17 protein-coding genes, 1 tRNA gene, 3 rRNA genes and 1 pseudogene are annotated in these 21,122 nt (G+C 40.7%); 3 read left to right on the top strand and 19 right to left on the bottom strand.

What is annotated here, in order from left to right:
- Positions 1–5: 5 nt before the first annotated feature.
- Positions 6–545: a response regulator gene (locus FPK91_RS13780; RefSeq protein ID WP_144211783.1), complete on the bottom strand. Its 540-nt coding sequence runs from the start codon at positions 543–545 to the stop codon at positions 6–8.
- A 128-nt stretch (positions 546–673) separates the two neighbouring features.
- Here FPK91_RS13780 and FPK91_RS13775 point away from each other — a divergent pair, with 128 nt between their 5' ends.
- Positions 674–880 (top strand): helix-turn-helix domain-containing protein, encoded by a 207-nt coding sequence (locus FPK91_RS13775; protein ID WP_144211782.1) that lies wholly within the window; start codon positions 674–676, stop codon positions 878–880.
- Positions 881–889: 9 nt separating this feature from the next.
- Here the strand turns inward: FPK91_RS13775 and FPK91_RS13770 are convergent, their stop codons facing one another.
- From FPK91_RS13770 to FPK91_RS13730, 9 genes are all read right to left on the bottom strand, one after another.
- Positions 890–1,153, bottom strand: coding sequence for a YkgJ family cysteine cluster protein (locus FPK91_RS13770; protein ID WP_144214418.1), 264 nt, complete (start codon positions 1,151–1,153; stop codon positions 890–892).
- A gap of 71 nt (positions 1,154–1,224) precedes the next feature.
- Positions 1,225–1,638, bottom strand: a complete 414-nt coding sequence (locus FPK91_RS13765; protein WP_144211781.1) for a hypothetical protein — start codon at positions 1,636–1,638, stop codon at positions 1,225–1,227.
- Complete coding sequence (locus tag FPK91_RS13760) at positions 1,635–3,668, bottom strand: hypothetical protein (RefSeq protein ID WP_144211780.1); 2,034 nt, start codon at positions 3,666–3,668, stop codon at positions 1,635–1,637. The genes FPK91_RS13765 and FPK91_RS13760 overlap by 4 nt, the downstream gene beginning before the upstream one ends.
- A complete protein-coding gene (locus FPK91_RS13755) occupies positions 3,656–5,392 on the bottom strand; it encodes a hypothetical protein (protein ID WP_144211779.1) in 1,737 nt (578 codons plus the stop codon). The genes FPK91_RS13760 and FPK91_RS13755 overlap by 13 nt, the downstream gene beginning before the upstream one ends.
- A 1-nt stretch (position 5,393) precedes the next feature.
- The gene (locus FPK91_RS13750) at positions 5,394–6,626 is read right to left on the bottom strand and encodes a site-specific integrase (protein WP_144211778.1); all 1,233 of its coding nucleotides are present in this window, start codon (positions 6,624–6,626) and stop codon (positions 5,394–5,396) included.
- 406 nt (positions 6,627–7,032) lie between these two features.
- Positions 7,033–7,109: transfer RNA gene (locus tag FPK91_RS13745), tRNA-Asp, on the bottom strand.
- Between the two features lie 109 nt (positions 7,110–7,218).
- A 5S ribosomal RNA gene (gene rrf / locus FPK91_RS13740) occupies positions 7,219–7,334 on the bottom strand.
- A gap of 181 nt (positions 7,335–7,515) precedes the next feature.
- Positions 7,516–10,409: ribosomal RNA gene (locus FPK91_RS13735) — 23S ribosomal RNA — on the bottom strand.
- A gap of 379 nt (positions 10,410–10,788) precedes the next feature.
- Positions 10,789–12,331: ribosomal RNA gene (locus FPK91_RS13730) — 16S ribosomal RNA — on the bottom strand.
- Together the 16S, 23S and 5S rRNA genes with 1 tRNA gene alongside form the textbook arrangement of a ribosomal RNA operon.
- A 619-nt stretch (positions 12,332–12,950) precedes the next feature.
- Here FPK91_RS13730 and FPK91_RS13725 point away from each other — a divergent pair.
- Positions 12,951–13,502, top strand: a complete 552-nt coding sequence (locus tag FPK91_RS13725) for a gamma carbonic anhydrase family protein (RefSeq protein ID WP_144211777.1) — start codon at positions 12,951–12,953, stop codon at positions 13,500–13,502.
- Positions 13,503–13,612: 110 nt separating this feature from the next.
- Here the strand turns inward: FPK91_RS13725 and FPK91_RS13720 are convergent, their stop codons facing one another.
- From FPK91_RS13720 to FPK91_RS13705, 4 genes are read right to left on the bottom strand one after another with little or no spacing between them, the layout of a single operon-like run.
- A complete protein-coding gene (locus FPK91_RS13720; protein ID WP_144211776.1) occupies positions 13,613–13,888 on the bottom strand; it encodes a DUF1488 family protein in 276 nt (91 codons plus the stop codon).
- Positions 13,889–13,924: 36 nt separating this feature from the next.
- Positions 13,925–14,740: a shikimate dehydrogenase gene (aroE, locus tag FPK91_RS13715; RefSeq protein WP_144211775.1), complete on the bottom strand. Its 816-nt coding sequence runs from the start codon at positions 14,738–14,740 to the stop codon at positions 13,925–13,927.
- Between the two features lie 51 nt (positions 14,741–14,791).
- Entirely contained in the window at positions 14,792–16,048 is a 1,257-nt protein-coding gene (locus FPK91_RS13710; RefSeq protein WP_144211774.1) for an amidohydrolase family protein, read from the bottom strand.
- An 11-nt stretch (positions 16,049–16,059) separates the two neighbouring features.
- On the bottom strand, positions 16,060–17,445 hold the full coding sequence (locus tag FPK91_RS13705) for an amidohydrolase (RefSeq protein ID WP_144211773.1): 1,386 nt from the start codon (positions 17,443–17,445) through the stop codon (positions 16,060–16,062).
- A gap of 208 nt (positions 17,446–17,653) precedes the next feature.
- Between FPK91_RS13705 and FPK91_RS13700 the strand changes: the two genes are divergently transcribed.
- The gene (locus FPK91_RS13700; protein WP_144211772.1) at positions 17,654–18,091 is read left to right on the top strand and encodes a group II truncated hemoglobin; all 438 of its coding nucleotides are present in this window, start codon (positions 17,654–17,656) and stop codon (positions 18,089–18,091) included.
- A 37-nt stretch (positions 18,092–18,128) separates the two neighbouring features.
- Here FPK91_RS13700 and FPK91_RS13695 read toward each other — a convergent pair.
- The 5 genes and pseudogenes from FPK91_RS13695 to FPK91_RS13675 form a co-directional block, all read right to left on the bottom strand.
- Positions 18,129–18,299, bottom strand: a pseudogene (locus FPK91_RS13695) (coproporphyrinogen III oxidase); the annotation flags it as partial.
- A gap of 14 nt (positions 18,300–18,313) precedes the next feature.
- Positions 18,314–19,234 carry an oxygen-dependent coproporphyrinogen oxidase gene (hemF, locus tag FPK91_RS13690; protein ID WP_144211770.1) on the bottom strand — a complete coding sequence of 307 codons (921 nt, stop codon included), beginning with the start codon at positions 19,232–19,234 and terminating at the stop codon, positions 18,314–18,316.
- 55 nt (positions 19,235–19,289) lie between these two features.
- Entirely contained in the window at positions 19,290–19,856 is a 567-nt protein-coding gene (locus tag FPK91_RS13685) for an L-threonylcarbamoyladenylate synthase (RefSeq protein WP_144211769.1), read from the bottom strand.
- Between the two features lie 93 nt (positions 19,857–19,949).
- Entirely contained in the window at positions 19,950–20,513 is a 564-nt protein-coding gene (locus FPK91_RS13680; RefSeq protein ID WP_144211768.1) for a DNA topoisomerase family protein, read from the bottom strand.
- Positions 20,514–20,646: 133 nt separating this feature from the next.
- Positions 20,647–21,120 (bottom strand): DUF494 family protein, encoded by a 474-nt coding sequence (locus tag FPK91_RS13675; RefSeq protein ID WP_144211767.1) that lies wholly within the window; start codon positions 21,118–21,120, stop codon positions 20,647–20,649.
- Between the last annotated feature and the right edge of the window lie 2 nt (positions 21,121–21,122).

The following is a 21,122-nucleotide window of genomic DNA, read 5'->3' as shown; positions in this document are numbered from 1 at the left end:
TGGGGTTACTTCTGCTGATGTGCGATTACGGACTTGATAGCTTTGATCTGACCAAGTAGTTTTGAGCTACTTTCACGAGCAAGCATGTATTGAGACTCAAGGTGTTCCTTCATCTCTGGGAAGGATTTATATAACCGCATATATTCTTCTGACTCTCCAATGCAGGCTAGCAGATCAACTTCAGATTGCTTGAGGCGTTCTTTTAGCTGCTTGATATCGTCATGTTCGGGTTTATCTTTTGACTTTGGTGATAGCTTAATGTCTTCACTAGGTTCGTTTATAACAAAATGAATTTGATTGAATAACTCTGTTTTTTGGTAAGCCGCAGGTTTAGATTTTTTGCTATTAACTTTTCTTAAGCCCCCTTTTTTAACAAGCCTGCTGATCTGCCGGTAAATAAATTTATAGGTTTCACTGACACTTTGGTTACTAGTTGAAGTGGCAAGAAATGCATCGCGCAGCTGCACTACTTGGAAATTATTAAAGTTCTCGTCCTGGAGAATAGTATGCAAATTAGGGCATATTTTGATTGAAACTTTTGTCATGACTTTCTCACAAGGGGTTAATCGTTAGTTCTAAGTGGTAAAAGAACATTATAAACCAAATGCGGATTATAATCCGTGGCTTTATAAGCCGCAACTTTGGATAGTCTTTATCTTTAACGAGATGAAAAATGAAAGACTTAGCAATCCAATTTGGCTTGAAATTACGGAGCAAACGCAAAAAGTTGGGGATATCTCAAGATAAATTGGCACTTTTAGCTGAAATTGATCGTAGTTATGCGGGGAGAATAGAGCGCGGAGAAGTTAATATCACCCTTGAAAAAGCATACCAGTTAGCAGAGGTATTGGACTGTAACATTAGAGAATTACTACCATAAATTTATATTCTAGAAAGTTATTTGCTCTAAATCAGTAAGGATCTTTATAGCTATTGCCGAACCAGAATAACAAATATCCTTATCACTTTTGAACGCTAAGCAGACTTTAGGTCGTTCTGGTAATCCAAAAAGTCGACATAAATTGCTTTCATTTAACTGAATACACCTCTCTCCAGCAGGTTTACCATTTGGCATACCTGGAATAAAAGAACTTATTGATGGGGCGATGCAGCACGCCCCACAGCCTTTGCCATTATCAGTTACACAGGGCATCCATTTAGACTTATCACCTATAATATCAGGCACTTTTGACTCTCCATCAAACTATTCATTGTTTAAAACCTTTAAAATTTAGTTGTTCGTAATACATTAGTTTCTACCGAACAACTCTCTTCTAGAGTTATCAGATACTTTTGGAGGTGATAAAGTTGATACTGAAGTTCTAAGCGCTCACCTTCTGAAACTCTAAGCATCTCTCTAAGTTTATTTCTTTCTATACGATATTTCTCTTTTAAGTTCTTTTCTTTATCTAAGTGAATCAGGTCATTACCATCTACCCTAAGGCTATTATTAGAAGATATTTTTGCATTTAAAATCTTATGTTTAATATCAGCATATAACTTATGTTGATAATTTAAAGCACCATTAGCTAAGCCTGCTCTTTGCTCCACAGCAAGTTGGCTAATACTCTTTCCTTCAGCAATAATCTCAAGAAGAGCACGCTCTGCTTTACTTGCACTAATTACAACGCTACTCATAATATAACTCCGTAAAAAGTGAGTGCTTGCATATAAAACTCCATCTCTAAACGTAAAAACTCTTGGCTTGCTTCTGGTTTCTTTTCTTCTACCGACTTTAGATACAAAACCCGATACCTATTGTACCTTGAAATCCAAATAGGTATAGATTCCTTATCTGCAACTAAATTTTCACAACTAGCTTTACAATTTGATGATTGAATTACAGACTTAAAATCACAGTCGATACCATTTAAACAATACATTCCATTGCCTAAAGACATTACTTTCTTCTTCTTTCTTTTCGCCATAGATTTTGCATGGTTAAAAGATTGGAATGTTAAACTCTTAATATCATTTTTATTTTGGTTCTCTAATTGTTTGCCACCAGAGCCAAACAAGCCCTTCCCAAATTGAAACTTCATCGCAATATTTGCAGAAAATTCTAAATCAACTTTGTCTAACTCTTTAGCAAATGAGTCTGATATTCGTCCTATATAAGAGCTATTAGCTAAAGCACCTTCCGAATACCAGTCTGTAACAGTCTTCCCTATATGCTTTAACTGAACTGACATTTGATTCATTGTAACTAGATCCAGTCGTCGTATATGAACTGCAATACTTCTACGATACTGGTGAGATTTAACAGGCCAAGTCATCCCAGCCTTAATGACTTCTCTAACTACGTCTGGTCTTTCAATGTTGGGATTAAGTTGCCAAAACTCTTCAATATCCTCTCTAACTAGAACGATGTTATTACTACGAGACCAATTTAATAAATTTTCAGAGTTCCGTTGAGTTCTCATTAGCACTAAAGAGCCATTAGACATATAAACACGAGCATCAGTCTTAATGTACAAACTTTCCAAGTCACTATCTAGAAACAATTCTTTTGCCAATACTCTTATGAATTTAAATACTTTTTTTATATAAGGGGCTGCTGCCCACCATTCCTCAATACCACCTTCATCTGCATGTTTATGAACGATTGACTTAACTCCGACCCAATCTTTTTCATCAATCAAAGAAGAAATTTTAGTAGACATGGCCTCACTTTTTCTCATTCCTGTCATTGCTTGGATTGCCTCACAAGCAATCAGAGCATTTCGATTATAGAAATCGAAAATATCATCCGTCCTGACAATAAACTCAGGAAAACGATTACCGTATTTTTTCCTTCCTTCTAATTTTTGTTTAATAACCAAGCTACTCAAAACACAGCTAGAATCATTATGTATTTCTGATAGCTTGTTTTGACACATTTCAAAAAGATACTTCAACCAGAGACTATGGTGTTTTTTATGATTGTTATCACTCAAATATTGAGCGTATGACCTGTGTAGGCTAGTCAGATATCGCCAGTTCTTTGTATTTACGTTACAGTTATCAAAATAATCTATGTATGAGTTCCAATATGAATTTAATACTCGAATTGGCATGCAAAATGTTTGGTTATCCTTTCGACCTGGTGATAAGTATTTATAATTAGTCTTGAGAAAAAAACCAAAATCACCAAAAAAGGTATACTTCATATCACATATTTTACTCAATGATTTGAAGTAGTTATCAATTGTTCCTTCTGATCTGTTTTTTGAAAATTCAATAATAAATTGTTCTTTTATAGGTTCTCTATCAAGCCAAAAAATTGATTTTATTTTCAATTCAGATAAATGTTTTGAAATGACTATTAAGTTTTCAATGATTCGAATTAGAGAGCTTAACTTTGCTTTCTGGAAGTTAAACCACAGCAAGTAGACTCCAATAACTTTAATCTCATCTTTCAATGGTTTTGGAAGACCTATAAAGTTTGCTCTTCTATACCCTTCAGCTTCGCTCTTAAGGTTCTTACTTGTCCAAATATCATCAAGAAATTTAATTGGAGAATGAACATCAGTCCCTGGAATTACATTTATATTATTCAGCTTATCAATGTTTTGACTCGATAAAGCTTCTTTTATAATTGCTAAGGATGGTGACTCATCACCTTTTAAATTAACTTCTGATGGCTCCTCAATAGATGCATATAAATGCCCATTTTCTAATTTTTCCATTCTTCCGCAACTCCTTCGCTTTGAAGTCTAGACCTTGCTCTTGCTAAAATTATCGGGTCAATAAATGCTAGCATTAAGTCAATTCTCTCTACTAAATATCTATACTTTTCAGACGCATTTTTTGAACCAATATAAACTGATTTATTAAATTCCACCATATATTGAAAACTTAGTAATTGGTAAATTGCGTTCTCATCCTCTATCACTGCGCAATGAGAACAATTAACACAATTAGATAAATCAGCACACAGCTTTGGAGTTCTGCCACTTTTCTCTTGCTTACGAATGAATGCTTTCGAGGTCTTAGAGTCCCCTTCCAGATCTAAACAACCAAATCCATTTATCTGATAACCAATTGAATTTTTATCTAAAAGATTAATGTTGTAATCGCTAGCCATTTCTTGTCTAGTTTTAATATTCTTTTCAGATACGGCCGCTTCTGTTAATTGCTTTAAAGCTTGGCTAATTTTTTGTCTAGCTTCAATAGGATTACCAGAAGCATAACTTTTACGGTAAGTATCCCAACTATGTTGTGCTTTATTTAGTGTCAGAGTTGGATTTTTTAACTCATTATCGGCAAATTGTTCAACTGTCCTTCTGATTCGTCTCGTTGAAATATTCGGAATTTTAAAGCCAAGAGATATAGCTTCAATAAAAAGAGAATGAGTCTTAAATGAACTAAAGTATGGTTTTAATCTACGTATTTCATAACTTTTAGCATTTATTGAAAACAGTAATGGCTCTCCTAAATTATAGGAATATCCTTTCTTATTAAGGTATAGATAAAGTTCTTTCCTGACGGATAAAAAATTTCTATAAAATTCCATACCAGTTTTATCACCTTCTAATCCAGAAACCCCGATACTTAATCGAACAAACTTAGAAGCCCTAGCTTTGAACAGCCATTTTGATTCAATACCTTCCTCATCAAAATTGAATTCACTAGTGTCTAATTCAACTAATTGCTTTTCATTGCTCCATGTATAAAAACAAAGAAGAATGTAGGAACATTGCATAAACCAATAAACAGGATTTCTCAAAACATAATCAAAAGTAATATCAGGCTCTTTAAAACTTGCAATATTTATCGAAGAAACCTGAGAAAGAGGTATGTTCCTAAAACCTTGTTTAGACCGTTCGAAATGCTCTTCAAGCATTTTTGAAGAATCTTGATAAAGCTTAAATGTGACACTAATTATGCTCTTTAGCTCAGTGGCGGTATAAGTTCCATTCGAGTGAAGTCGGTTCCTGACCTGAAATGAAAATTTAAATTGTGATGAAATATCCCCTGTATACATTAAAAATTTATTAATAGAAGATAATTGAGACTCGCAGTGTATTTTGCCAAACTCACGAGTGTATATTTTGGATTGAAGAAAGACACAATAATCAGGTAAACAACTAGGGTCTCTTAAACAAAGTGCTTTATCTACTTGAAAATCGAAGAAATTCACTAATCCATTGAAAATAGTTCTCCTTCCTGCATTCCTATACGTTAAAAGAAATTTAGAAACCATCTTCGCATTCTCATAAAGTGAGGTTGAAAATTTTTCTTTGACCGAATCTATATACCGTTTAGAAATACTTGATGGTGAATGTTTTACGTCTGCATCCCTTCCGAAGAAACCATCTAATGACAATAAATTTAAATCTATTATTCCTCGACCATCACTAATTTCATTAGTATAAACAATAAGATCTACATCATAAGTGCTAGAACTCATCTCATTCTCCTAAAAATTGAATTATTAACCTATCCATGACAACCGCAACTTCATTAACCATCTTTTTTCTATGCGTAAACTTAATATACTTAAGAGTCGTAGACTCATTTTTATGCCCCATGTAATATCTTGTTATATCCAAACAAGCTTGTTGATTGTTCGGCTCTATTTGCATAGCAAATGTCATTATATTTGTTGCAAATGTTGCCCTTAAATCATGAGGTTTATGAATGAATACTTCTCCATAGAGATCAAGATAATCTTTTTTCATCCTAAACCAGGCACTGTAAAAAGCACTTTTCGAAAATGGCTTACCGTTAATGGTAAAAAATAAAGGAGGGGGGTTAACATTAATTTTTGAATCAGAAGAAAATACAGATTTTTTTAGTCTTTTTAAGTAACTGTTCGAAAGTTTGTAATTAATAGCTTTATCAAGCATACCTACCGTTAAAAACAGCTCTCTTTCAATGAGAAATTTTGTTTTGACACCGCTACTTGGGCCAATAATAATACCTTTAACAATTTTTTCTAATTCATTATTTGGACAGCTATTCTCATCAAATATTTGGCCAGGTAAACTTAAAACCTCACCTAATCTCAAGCCTGAATGAATCATAAGGCTAAGTAACAAAGAAAATTGAGAATCTGTTTTAGCTAATAACCCTTGAAGTTTACTCTGTGTATCTAGACTAAGTGGGTTCAGCCTGTCATCTCGTCGATTATCTACTTTAATTGCTAAATCAGAAGATTGAACCTTTCTATAACCATCAACAATACTTGTTTTGGATTTAAAAAATATACCCATTTTGACTACACTTTCTTCTTCCAACATTTCATAGAAGTTTTTAATGGTCAAAATGTAACTATTAGCTGTACTAGATTGTAAATCTTTCATTTCACAAACTCTTTCTAAAAGAAAGTATCTAAAACCGTAAGTAGGGCTTTCAGCTTTTGATTTCGGAAATGAAAATGGGTCTATAGATTGTGCAAGGAGCCATCTGACCCATAATTGAAATGCTTTTGCTGCCGAGGATAAATCTTTACTTCCATTTGAAGCTTTACTAATCAGATATAAATTTATAAATTTTCGAAGTTTAGGATCAAAGTTGCCAATAACAATAGGGATATGCACAAGATTGTGACCTCCCACCATAGAAATTCTACTTGAGGGAGTAGAAAGAATATCAACCTTACCTAACTTAATAGGAACATTTTCAAGAATGTCGATAAACATAAAGCCACCACTTTCTAATTTAATAAACTAGGGTAGCAATTCTAAGTGATCAAAAATAGGGTGGCTCCACAACCTAAACGACAATCCATACTTCCACCTAGTAGTTCAATCGAGCAATATATCTTACTCATCACTAATATAAAAACATCTAAATCAAAAAAAGTACATTAAATACATCTTTTAATTCAAATTGAGAGATTCTAATGTCATTTTACCGATGACCTCGACAAAATCAGAGGCAATAAAGCTCAAATTACAAACAACTCAAACACTAAAAAGCCCTAACTTTGTGGTTAAGGCTCTAATAAATGCTCAATATTCAAACTCAAGATTACCATTTAGTGACGATATTTATTCGACACAACGAAAAAAGCCTCATCTTTCGATGAGGCTTTCGTCTTTATGTTGGCGGAGCGGACGGGACTCGAACCCGCGACCCCCGGCGTGACAGGCCGGTATTCTAACCAACTGAACTACCGCTCCTTTAGTAAGTTGCTTGCGCAATATACTAAATTCTTTTTAAGTCTCTAACGTGTCAAAGTTAGTAGACTTGCTTTATCGTGATAAAGCTACTCTTTCGAGTAAATTAGGCGCTTGGCGATGACCTACTTTCACATGGGGAGACCCCACACTATCATCGGCGCTATTGCGTTTCACTGCTGAGTTCGGGATGGGATCAGGTGGTACCACAATGCTATTGTCACCAAGCAAATTCTTGCTTCATTTACCGCAAACGCAGTAAATAATAATTCGGAAATCTGATAACTCTTTCGAGATTTTTTGAGTTCGCACTTCATTAAGCGCTTTATATTCGTATCTAAGTTCGACTTTTCAGTCTGTAATAAATCTAGTTACCACAACTCACTCAGATAAAACTCATCTGGGTTGTATGGTTAAGCCTCACGAGTCATTAGTACAGGTTAGCTCAACGCCTCACAACGCTTACACACCCTGCCTATCAACGTCCTAGTCTCGAACGGCTCTTTAGAGAGATTAAATCTCTAGGGATGACTCATCTTAGGACTCGCTTCCCGCTTAGATGCTTTCAGCGGTTATCGATTCCGAACGTAGCTACCGGGCAATGCTATTGGCATAACAACCCGAACACCAGCGGTTCGTCCACTCCGGTCCTCTCGTACTAGGAGCAGCTTCCTTCAATCATCCAACGCCCACGGCAGATAGGGACCGAACTGTCTCACGACGTTCTGAACCCAGCTCGCGTACCACTTTAAATGGCGAACAGCCATACCCTTGGGACCGACTTCAGCCCCAGGATGTGATGAGCCGACATCGAGGTGCCAAACACCGCCGTCGATATGAACTCTTGGGCGGTATCAGCCTGTTATCCCCGGAGTACCTTTTATCCGTTGAGCGATGGCCCTTCCATACAGAACCACCGGATCACTATGACCTACTTTCGTACCTGCTCGACGTGTATGTCTCGCAGTTAAGCTGGCTTATGCCATTGCACTAACCGTACGATGTCCGACCGTACTTAGCCAACCTTCGTGCTCCTCCGTTACTCTTTGGGAGGAGACCGCCCCAGTCAAACTACCCACCAGGCACTGTCCCGAACCCCGATAAGGGGCCGCGGTTAGAACATCAAAACTACAAGGGTGGTATTTCAAGATTGACTCCACTCCATCTAGCGACGAAGTTTCAAAGTCTCCCACCTATCCTACACATGTAGGTTCAATGTTCAGTGCCAAGCTATAGTAAAGGTTCACGGGGTCTTTCCGTCTAGCCGCGGGTATACGGCATCTTCACCGCAATTTCAACTTCACTGAGTCTCGGCTGGAGACAGCGTGGCCATCATTACGCCATTCGTGCAGGTCGGAACTTACCCGACAAGGAATTTCGCTACCTTAGGACCGTTATAGTTACGGCCGCCGTTTACTTGGGCTTCGATCATGAGCTTCTCCGAAGATAACCCAATCAATTAACCTTCAAGCACCGGGCAGGCGTCATACCGTATACGTCATCTTGCGATTTTGCACAGTACTGTGTTTTTGATAAACAGTTGCAGCCACCTGGTATCTGCGACTCCCAACAGCTTAGAGAGCAAGTCTCATCACCGTCAGGAGCGTACCTTCTCCCGAAGTTACGGTACCATTTTGCCTAGTTCCTTCAGCCGAGTTCTCTCAAGCGCCTTGGTATTCTCTACCCGACCACCTGTGTCGGTTTGGGGTACGATTCCTACTAACCTGAAGCTTAGAAGATTTTCCTGGAAGCATGGCATCAACTACTTCATCACCTTAGTGACTCGTCATCAGTTCTCAGCCTTAAGTAAACCCGGATTTGCCTAAGTTTACAGCCTACAACCTTAAACGCGGACTACCAACGCCGCGCTAGCCTAGCCTTCTCCGTCTCTCCATCGCAGTTAGCAGAAGTACAGGAATATTGACCTGTTTCCCATCGACTACGCCTTTCGGCCTCGCCTTAGGGGTCGACTCACCCTGCCCCGATTAACGTTGGACAGGAACCCTTGGTCTTTCGGCGAGGGAGTTTTTCACTCCCTTTATCGTTACTCATGTCAGCATTCGCACTTCTGATACGTCCAGTGTGGGTTACCCCTTCACCTTCAACCGCTTACAGAACGCTCCTCTACCGCTTGCTAGTAAACTAGCAAACCCATAGCTTCGGTGTATTGCTTAGCCCCGTTAAATCTTCCGCGCAGGCCGACTCGACTAGTGAGCTATTACGCTTTCTTTAAATGATGGCTGCTTCTAAGCCAACATCCTAGCTGTCTAAGCCTTCCCACATCGTTTCCCACTTAGCAATAACTTTGGGACCTTAGCTGATGGTCTGGGTTGTTTCCCTTTTGACGACGGACGTTAGCACCCGCCGTCTGTCTCCCGAGTAGTACTCACTGGTATTCGGAGTTTGCAAAGGGTTGGTAAGTCGGGATGACCCCCTAGCCTTAACAGTGCTCTACCCCCAGTGGTATTCGCTCGAGGCGCTACCTAAATAGCTTTCGAGGAGAACCAGATATCTCCGAGTTTGATTGGCCTTTCACCCCCAGCCACAAGTCATCCGCTAATTTTTCAACATTAGTCGGTTCGGTCCTCCAGTTGATGTTACTCAACCTTCAACCTGCCCATGGCTAGATCACTCGGTTTCGGGTCTACGCCTTGCAACTAAACGCGCAGTTAACACTCGGTTTCCCTACGGCTCCGCTATTCGCTTAACCTCGCTACAAAACGTAAGTCGCTGACCCATTATACAAAAGGTACGCAGTCACGGTCTCAAGAACCGCTCCCACTGCTTGTACGTACACGGTTTCAGGTTCTATTTCACTCCCCTCACAGGGGTTCTTTTCGCCTTTCCCTCACGGTACTGGTTCACTATCGGTCAGTCAGGAGTATTTAGCCTTGGAGGATGGTCCCCCCATATTCAAACAGGATGTCACGTGTCCCGCCTTACTCGTTTTCATCTATGGTTAGTTTTCATGTACGGGACTATCACCCTGTACCGTTAAGCTTTCCAACTTATTCCACTAACACCCCATAGACTTAAGGGCTAATCCCCGTTCGCTCGCCGCTACTAGGGGAATCTCGGTTGATTTCTTTTCCTTCGGGTACTTAGATGTTTCAGTTCCCCGAGTTCGCCTCATACAGCTATGTATTCACTGTATGATGACCACTTATGTGGCCGGGTTTCCCCATTCGGATATCGTTAGCTCAAGTGCTTATTACTAGCTCGCCAACGCTTTTCGCAAGTTATTACGTCCTTCATCGCCTCTGACTGCCAAGGCATCCACCGTATACGCTTAGTCACTTAACCATACAACCCACATCAGTTTCATAAATGAAAACAAGTGTTGTTAAAGCGGGTAGCCTTAACAGTTATATCGTAACTAGCTGGTTTATTACATAATTTGCATCTCTTTCGAGTACACAAATTCGCCTTAGATTTTTAGAATATTCAAGACACTTAATAAAGTGTTTTGAGAACTCAATGTATTATTGAAAAAGGATTAATTTCCCAATAATACGATTTTGTAAATAACACAACGACAGACATCATCATGTTAAATACTATCAGCTTTCCAAATTGTTAAAGAACAATGCTAACCGGCTCGCGGCGCATTTCGCTCAACTTCCGAAGAAGTTAACAAGCAATCTGTGTGAACACTCAACAAACATTAAGTTAGTCGTATAGGTAAGGAGGTGATCCAGCCCCAGGTTCCCCTAGGGCTACCTTGTTACGACTTCACCCCAGTCATGAACCACACCGTGGTAAACGTCCTCCCGAAGGTTAGACTATCTACTTCTGGTGCAGCCCACTCCCATGGTGTGACGGGCGGTGTGTACAAGGCCCGGGAACGTATTCACCGTAGCATTCTGATCTACGATTACTAGCGATTCCGACTTCACGGAGTCGAGTTGCAGACTCCGATCCGGACTACGACGTACTTTGTGAGATTAGCTAGACCTTGCGGCTTTGCAACCCTCTGTATACGCCATTGTAGCACGTGTGTAGCCCTACTCGTAAGGGCCATGATGACTTGACGTCGTCCCCACCTTCCTCCGGTTTATCACCGGCAGTCTCCCTAGAGTTCCCGCCATTACGCGCTGGCAAATAAGGATAGGGGTTGCGCTCGTTGCGGGACTTAACCCAACATTTCACAACACGAGCTGACGACAGCCATGCAGCACCTGTCTCACAGTTCCCGAAGGCACCAAACCATCTCTGGTAAGTTCTGTGGATGTCAAGAGTAGGTAAGGTTCTTCGCGTTGCATCGAATTAAACCACATGCTCCACCGCTTGTGCGGGCCCCCGTCAATTCATTTGAGTTTTAACCTTGCGGCCGTACTCCCCAGGCGGTCTACTTAATGCGTTAGCTTGGGAGCCCAGTGCTCAAGGCACCAAACTCCGAGTAGACATCGTTTACGGCGTGGACTACCAGGGTATCTAATCCTGTTTGCTCCCCACGCTTTCGTACATGAGCGTCAGTCTTTGTCCAGGGGGCCGCCTTCGCCACCGGTATTCCTTCAGATCTCTACGCATTTCACCGCTACACCTGAAATTCTACCCCCCTCTACAAGACTCTAGTTCACCAGTTCTAAATGCAATTCCCAGGTTGAGCCCGGGGATTTCACATCTAGCTTAATGAACCGCCTGCGTACGCTTTACGCCCAGTAATTCCGATTAACGCTTGGACCCCTCGTATTACCGCGGCTGCTGGCACGAAGTTAGCCGGTCCTTCTTCTGTAGGTAACGTCACAGCTAACGGTTATTAACCGTTAACCTTTCCTCCCTACTGAAAGTGCTTTACAACCCTAAGGCCTTCTTCACACACGCGGCATGGCTGCATCAGGCTTTCGCCCATTGTGCAATATTCCCCACTGCTGCCTCCCGTAGGAGTCTGGGCCGTGTCTCAGTCCCAGTGTGGCTGATCATCCTCTCAGAACAGCTAGGGATCGTCGCCTTGGTGAGCCATTACCTCACCAACTAGCTAATCCCACCTAGGTTCATCCAATCGCGAAAGGCCCGAAGGTCCCCTCCTTTCCCCCGTAGGGCGTATGCGGTATTAGCAGTCGTTTCCAACTGTTATCCCCCTCGACTGGGCAGATCCCTAGGCATTACTCACCCGTCCGCCGCTCGTCACCTCAGGAGCAAGCTCCCTTGTGTTACCGCTCGACTTGCATGTGTTAGGCCTGCCGCCAGCGTTCAATCTGAGCCATGATCAAACTCTTCAATTAAAGTTTTGTTAAAGCAGTCATTCTTATAAATAAGAACGTCGCTTCGGCTCAATGAATTCTGATTTCGATTTAAAGACTCGGAAGAATCTCTAAAACGTTTGTTACATATTGCTATGAACACTCATCGTTACATTGAGTAAATAATTTTGATTGCTACATTCTTTACTAGAAAGAAGTAAGCAATTTCGATTAACTCAACACCTGTGAGTGTCCACACAGATTTCTTGTTTGATTGTTAAAGAGCGTTGGTATCAATCTTTCAGATACCGCCGTTAGACGCTAGGTCGTTGGCTTAGGGATGCGTATTCTACACTTCCCGTTGTGGGCGTCAAGTCATTTTTAACGTTAATTTAAAATGCTTTTCAACCGGTTAATTATGACGCTTTAAAAGTATCTTAATTAACGCTAACACGTTGAGCCTATTGGCCTGTCGCCGTGTCAGTGGATGCGCATTATAGGCAAATCAGGATTTCGTGCAAGGGCTTTTTTAAAGAAAAATGCCTTTTATGGTTCGCTTGCTGGGATTTTAAACTAATCAGCTAGTTTTTATGCATTTTTTGCCACAAACCCATGCTTTTTAGCTTTATACTGGGTTAATTAAACAAATTAGGGATTTTATATGTTTAGCTCAATTCGTTCTTATCAAGGTATTCATCCTCAATTGGCTGATAATGTCTATGTAGACAGTGCAGCTGTATTAGTGGGCGACATTGCATTAGACCGCGACGCCAGTATTTGGCCTATGGTTGCAGCTCGTGGTGATGTAAACATTATCCGTATAGGTAAACGCAGCAATGTACAGGATGGGTCAGTACTTCATGTTACCCGTAAGTCTCCTTCAAACCCTGATGGTAATCCACTGATCATTGGTGATGATGTCACTATTGGACATAAAGCCATGCTACACGGTTGCAAAGTAGGTAATCGAGTTTTAGTTGGCATGGGAGCAATCTTATTAGATGGCGCTATTGTTGAAGATGATGTGATTATTGGTGCAGGTTCATTAGTGCCACCAGGGAAAGTATTACAAAGTGGTTTCCTTTATGTCGGTAGTCCTTGCAAACAGGTTCGCCCTTTAACTGATAAAGAAATGGCTTTCTTGCCACAATCGGCTGATAACTATGTCAGATTGAAAAATGAATACTTAGTAGATTTGCAGACTTCTAGCTAATACTAATAACGCCCTACACTAATATAATAGAAAATATTGTAGGGTGATTTTTAGAAAGTTAATCTCGATAGGGCTTTATTCTTTCGGAGAATATCACTGTTAGCACTTTTTTATAGAAGAATGTTTCCCTGCTCATCAAACTCTTCCGCCTCTATCAGTTCTTCAGCTAGATCTTCAAAATCAAAACGCACCCTCTCAAACAAAGCGAGTACGTGTTCTTGCTGCATCTGAACAACATCAGATGCCTTATCTTGAGTTTTCTCCAGCAGTTTAGCGATAGGGATAATGCAATTAACGTTCATACCTTGCACTTGGGCAATGAATATTACTGTTTGCTGTAGCTCATCCCATTCAACTAAGTCGGTAAATATTACACTTTGATTCATCTCATTCACTCAGCTTTTTTAATATTGTTTAGAGCATTACTTCAACTGTGCTCTCAAAGTGTCATGCAATGTTTGCGTGGCTGGCATAACGCCGCGCCAGATATAAAAGCTTTGAGCAGCTTGTCCCACCAACATCCCCAAACCATCAACCACTGACTTAGCGCCATTGTTTACAGCCCATTGATTAAATAAGGTTGTGCTTGCCCCATATGACATGTCATAACAGCAAGTATTAGCGCCAATAATCTGTTTGGGAAGCTTAATCAGCTCACCCGCTAATCCTGCAGACGTTGAGTTGATGACAATATCAAATGCTTCATTTAAGTCATCAATAGATTTAGCATTAACCTTTCCATATCCAGTAGAGATTGCTTGTAAGGTTTGCGCCTTAGCATAAGTCCGATTACATATGGTGACTTCAGCCTGAGATTCTAGCAATGGTTTAAGGCAGCCCCTTGCTGCGCCACCAGCACCTATCAACAGTATTCGCTTATTTTTAATATCGCCAAAATGCTGCATGACATCGTTTACTAAGCCAATACCATCAGTATTGTCACCACGAATACGTCCATCAGATAAATAGATAAGCGTGTTAACGGCACCGGCTAGTTTTGCTAGATCACTCAACTCATCACAAGCAGCAAAAGCTTGTTCTTTAAAAGGTGCGGTGACATTGGCACCTTTACCACCAGCCTTAAAAAAAGCCATTAGGGATTGAGAAAACTGATCCACTGGTGCAAGAATCGCTTCATAACTCACATCTTGCTGGGTTTGACGAGCAAACTCCGTATGAATGAACGGAGATTTACTTTGCGCAATTGGATTACCAAATACAGCATACTTGTCAGTCATTAACTTCTCTTATTCCCTAATGATTAATTTAATACCACCAATGGCATTGGCTTATTTAGTATAAGCCTGTGGCATAGACGATTTCTGCATGTAGCGGTCACGTAATTTATCTTGGCGACTTTCCATGTTTTGCTCTTCACCATTAATCCACATTCTTTGGATTGTACTACTGTACTCAAATGGATCGCCGCTCCACAATACCATGTCTGCAGGCTTACCAACTGCAATGCGACCAGCATCAAGATTGAAAGTATCTGCAACATTAGATGTTATAGCAGCCATTGCTTCAGTATATTCCATTCCATTAGCAACAGCATTGCCTGCTGTATATCTTAAACCATATATAGCATGGGCATCACCTGGCGTAGCTAGCACAACTTTAACGCCTGCCTTAGCTAACTTACCAGCGTTATCCAGAGAATTATGTAAAGAATCAAAACTTTCAGGAAGATTGCGCATGGCATTCATTACCACCGGAATGTTAGCGCCAGCCAATTGCTTTGCTACCACTACTGCGTCAGCGGCACCAAGTAATACCAAATCCAGATTAAAGCGAGATTTTAGCTTTATAAGCTGCAATATATCGCTGGCTCTTTCGGCATAAACCACCATGGTCATATCACCACTAACCACAGCATTAAAGATCTTCTGCTCTTTAGTAGGCGGCTTTGCTTCTTCCTCTTTCTTGGCTGTATCACTCGTTTGAGTAGAATCTAATGCTGTTTGAGTTTCTTCAAGTTTATTGATCAACTGTTGCATCCCAATAATACGAGAGCCCTCATGGACTGCACCTAACTCTACTAGCACCGCTTTTTGAGTGGCAACAATACTATCCCAATCTCCCGTAAGTTCGACCTCGATAGCTTGTCCTGAAAAAATTGATTCCCCGCCTCCTGGCACGACAATATTTCGAGTAATACCGCCTTTGCGTGCAAACGCAATCGCGGTACTTTTGGGATTGAAAGCTAAGCTTGGATCGAAAGTTACATCAGCCTCTTTGGCATTAGTATCACGTGTGATTTTCTCTTGACCAACTTCAACCAAACCCAAGTAATTCATTGAGCCAATAAAACCCGGGGTTAACACACTACCTTGAGCATCAATCGTATTGTCTGCTGTTACTGTGTCAGGGTTTACGGAAATAATTTTGCCATCTTCAATAATGACTGTGGCACCATCAAGTACACCTTGTTCTGTTGATGTATAGACCTTAACGTTGGTTATTGCTGTCGTAGCGGCGAAAGAAAATGCAGGCGTCAAACTCGCAAGCATAGATACAACGACCAGTGATTTTTTAAACTTTTCCATTGTATTGCTCCTTATTGTTGACCTAGCATGAAATCACTTTTAGCGCGGTAAGCATCATCTTGACGATCAAACACTTTTGCACCATCGATAAAGACTTGTTCCGCTTGGGCATAAACACTAAACGGATTGCTGTTCCAAACGACAACATCGGCGTTTTTACCCACTTCAAGAGAACCGGTTTTATCTTCAATACCTAATGATTTAGCGGCGTTTGAGGTAATCCAACCAATCACATGCTCTTCTTTTAAATCAAAGCCATTTTGATTAGCACTGTGCATGATTTTTGCAGTTTCTTGGTTAAGACGTTGAATGGTGACGCTTGAATCAGAATGCACAATCGCACATGACTTCTTCACGGCATCGACCATAGCCACGTTCTCTACTACCATGTCGTAGGCTTCCATTTTAAAGCCCCACCAATCTGGCCACATTGCTGCGCAGTTGCCATTTTCAGCTAACAGATCAGCAATCTTATAGCCTTCAATTGCATGATGGAATGTGCCAGAGTGGTAATTAAACTCTTTGCCTAAATCCACCATCATCGCCATTTCTTCCGCTTTATAACAATGATTATGAATTAAAATATCACCCTCTATCACACCACGAAGCGTGTCTTTAGTGAGATCGCGCTCTGGTGCGGTCGGGTTTAAGCCTGCAGCATAATCTGCATCGTATTTATCCCAAGCTCGTTTATATTCAGTAGCTTCAATAAAGGCTTGTCGATAACCAGCCATATTGCCCATACGGGTCATTGGTGCTTCTTTACGCTTTCTACCATAAGCTCCTTTCGGGTTTTCACCACAGGCCATTTTCAACCCATACGGCGCTTGTGGGAACTTCATCGCTTGCATGGTCGTTGCTGGAGTATTTTTTAAGGTAACCCCGCGCCCACCAATTAAATTGGCAGAGCCAGGTAAGATTTGTAAGGTGGTAATCCCGCCTTCTCGAGCGCGATTAAAGCCGGGATCTTGCGGCCAAACACTATGTTCAGCCCAAACTTCTGCGGTGTTAGGTGACGTGACTTCATTGCCGTCACCATGAGCATCGGCACTGGGACTTGGATATACACCTAAATGAGAGTGAACATCAACAATACCAGGGGTAATCCATTTGCCTTTGGCATCAATGACGGTCACATTGTCTTGGCTTAATTGCGTACCAACCGCTTTAATTTTTCCATCAACCATCAATACATCGGCATTATCGATTCTTTTGCCTGTACCTGTTAACACCGTTGCATTAGTCAGTAGGGTCGATGTTCTTGGTAATGTTTGATAAGTACTTGGGTAGGGGTTTTTATTAATACTTACTTTGGGATCTTGTTGCTCGGATTGATTACATCCAAACAATGCAGTAGATATTGCCACTACCACAAGTGTCGGTGCCAACTTGGTCATGCCCTTTGCTCCTATTATTATTTTTGTTTGACCCGCCTAATTTATACGTGACTTATCTATAGGACAACAAAATCTTGTAGCAAAATATTAACAAATTATGTTTTTACGAACGTTGATGAGTTATACAGAAAATAAAGCCAAGGTACTGTGGGTCATTAATCGTTATAATCAAGAAAGTTATGATGAATAATACTGGTTATAGATAACAATGAATTGGCTAAAGAAACTGTTTAATAAAAGCCCTCAACAAGATGATCGTGATACAGCTCAATCGAATGCCTATGACTTGATTGGGGGAGAGAGAACAATTCGTTTAATCGCTCAGTATTTTTACCAACAAATGCGTAATCGCGAAGATACCCAAGAATTACTCGCCATTCATCGAGCACCACTGGCCGATTCAGAACAAAAACTATTCGAGTTTTTAAGTGGTTGGTTAGGCGGGCCGCAACTGTATCAGCAGAAACATGGCCACCCAGCATTGCGCGCAAGACATATGCCGTTTGATATAGACCAAACCATGGTTGATCAATGGCTAACTTGCATGGAACAAGCCATTGCTAAGGCAATAAAAAAGCCTGAACATCAACAAGTGATATTTCAGGCTGTTTCGCAACTGGCTAATAATATGCGTAATAAAGATTAGCTTTCGATCTGCCACCAATCTGTAGACTCAACAAAAACTAACTTTCTAGCTTTAACCAATCTTGCGGTTTCAGATAACGCTCGTAAAGCTCTGCCTCTTGCGAGCCTTCTTCTGGGGTAAAGCCATACTCCCAACGTACTAAAGGCGGTGATAACATAGGCATCAAAATAGATTCTGTACTGCCACCAATCTGTAGACTAAATTGCGTAGACTCAACAAAAACTAACTTTCTAACTTTAACCAATCTTGTGGTTTCAGATAACGCTCATATAACTCTGCCTCTTGCGAGCCTTCTTCAGGTGTAAAACCATACTCCCAACGTACTAAAGGCGGCATAGACATCAAAATAGACTCGGTACGTCCACCTGTTTGTAAGCCAAATAAAGTGCCACGGTCATAAACAAGATTAAACTCGACATATCGGCCACGACGATATAATTGGAACTGACGTTCGTCATCGTTATATTCAAGATCTTTGTTACGTTCAACAATTGGCGAGTAAGCACTTAAGAAACCGTTACCGACAGCTTGCATAAATTCAAAGCTCTTTTCAAAACCTGGTTCATTCAGATCATCAAAGAATAAGCCGCCAACACCACGAGTTTCATTTCGATGTGGTAAGAAGAAGTAATCATCACACCACTTTTTATATTTTGGGTATACATCATCACCAAATGGGGCGCAAATATCGGCTGAAGTTTGATGCCAAGAGACAACATCCTCTTCAAACGGATAGTAAGGGGTTAAATCAAAGCCGCCACCAAACCACCATACGGGATCAGCGCCATCTTTATGGGCGATAAAAAAGCGCACATTGGCGTGAGTAGTAGGGATAAAAGGATTTTTAGGATGGATGACCAATGATACGCCCATTGCTTCAAAACTGCGTCCGGCTAATTCTGGTCGATGCGCTGTCGCAGATGCTGGCATTGCAGCGCCCATAACATGGGAAAAGTTAACCCCTGCTTGTTCAAAAACATGACCAGCAGTCATGACTTTACTGGTACCGCCACCACCTTCTGCTCGTTCCCATGATTCAGCTTGAAATTCGGCTTTTCCATCTAATGCTTCTAAACCAGCACAAATATTCGCTTGAAGAGATAACAGGTACTGCTTTACCACTGCGGCATCAGGCATTGCCATATCAAATTCCTTATTGTTTATTTAATTACAAACTACTGCATGTTTGTTCATTGGACTAGAGTCCCTTGCGTAATATTTTTCCACTACGGGCATCAATGATTGTTGAAGGCTGACGTTGAGAGCCAAGCTCACCTGAAATAACAGCTGCAACCGTTGTGGAAAATACTTGTTGAATTTGTTCGATGGTCATTGCAGGTTCGTGCCCTGCAAGATTAGCACTACTTGAAACAATCGCTTTATTGGTCGTTTCGCACAGTGTTCTTACCACTGGGTGTGCTGAAACACGGACGGCTATGGAATCAAACTCACCACATAGTAATTGGCTAACACCAGGCTTAATTGGCATAACAAAAGTAAATGGCCCAGGCCACTTACTAAAGGCAAAGTCGAGTTGTTCTTTTGTTAGCTTGGTTTCATCAATATAAGGCCGTAACTGCTTATAATCACTGGCAACGAGGATCACGCCCTTCTGCCAAGGACGTTGTTTTATTTCAAGGAGTTTTTGAATAGCAGAAAGGTTATCAGGATCACAGCCGAGGCCGTAAACGGCTTCTGTCGGATAGGCAATGACTTCGCCTTGTTTAAACATCTCAGTGACATCTTTAGGATGTAACAACTGCATGAATGACCCTTTAATCTTCTAAATTAATGGCAAATTATACAGACAATAAAGATATGAACAAACACTGATATACGCTTGATAGCCGAAACAGACTTAAATTGGACGCTTATATTTACATGATTTTTGCGGACATTCTAAACGACTTCCAGCAGCACCTTTACGTTCAACTAAAATACCAAAATCACACTCGGGACAAGATTCATTATGCGGTGGGAAGTTAACCAAGTACTTACACTTAGGATAACTATTACAAGCGAAAAACGTTTTACCGAAACGACTGGTACGTGACTCTAAGTGACCCTTTTTGCAATGAGGACAGTTAATAATTTCGGCATTATCATCATGGTCATGTTTTTCTATATGCGTACACTCAGGATAGTGAGTACAACCGATAAAAATGCCAAAGCGACCTGACTTAACAGCCAGCTCGTTACCGCATTCAGGGCACTCTGAGCCTTCAATAACTTGAGTTTCAATTGATTCATGTTGAACCAAAGGGCGAGTAAAATCACATTTTGGGTAGTTATTACATCCCACAAATCCACCATGTTTACTATTTTTAACTGATAGCTCACAGCCACACTTAGGACAGAGTTCGAACTCTTTTTCTAAAGCATGTTCATGCACAGTAAACAATTGCGAATCGATTTTAGACATTTTACTCTCAATAAGACATATAAGGTGCCACCTTATTAGGTTGCACAATGACACGCCCAAATAACAACGGTGGCGATCAAAAAAGGAGGCATGGCCTCCTTTTTCGTTTATCTATCACAACAAATAGGCGTTCTTATGAATGCAAATGGCCATCAGGCTGCTCAAAAATAAGATCTTCCATTTGTTCATAAGCAGATTCATTGCCTGGTACATTAAATAACACCATCAATACAACCCACTTCAGATCTTCTAGAATCAAACTGGTTTCATCTAAGGCCATCACCCGTTCGATGACCATTTCACGGGTCTCCACACTGAGCACTTGAATTTGTTCAAGGAACAATATGAAGCCACGACACTCAACATCCAATTTATCCATTTCATCTTTAGTATAAATCCGAAATGAGTGTTGAGCATGATTACACAAGTATGGCTTATCGCCTTCTTGTAAATCCGCTAATCGTTCTAGCCATGATAAGGCTTTTAAAATGTCAGCTTGATGAAAGCCAGCACGGGTTAATTCTTTTGTAAGCTCATCTTCGTCAACTAATAGCTCAACTTCACTGTGAACATAGTTCTCAAAAAGGTACATGAGGATATCAAACATGG

Origin of the sequence: Shewanella donghaensis (assembly GCF_007567505.1) — a bacterium.
Taxonomy (GTDB): domain Bacteria; phylum Pseudomonadota; class Gammaproteobacteria; order Enterobacterales; family Shewanellaceae; genus Shewanella; species Shewanella donghaensis.
This window is presented reverse-complemented; position numbering and strand designations above follow the sequence as displayed.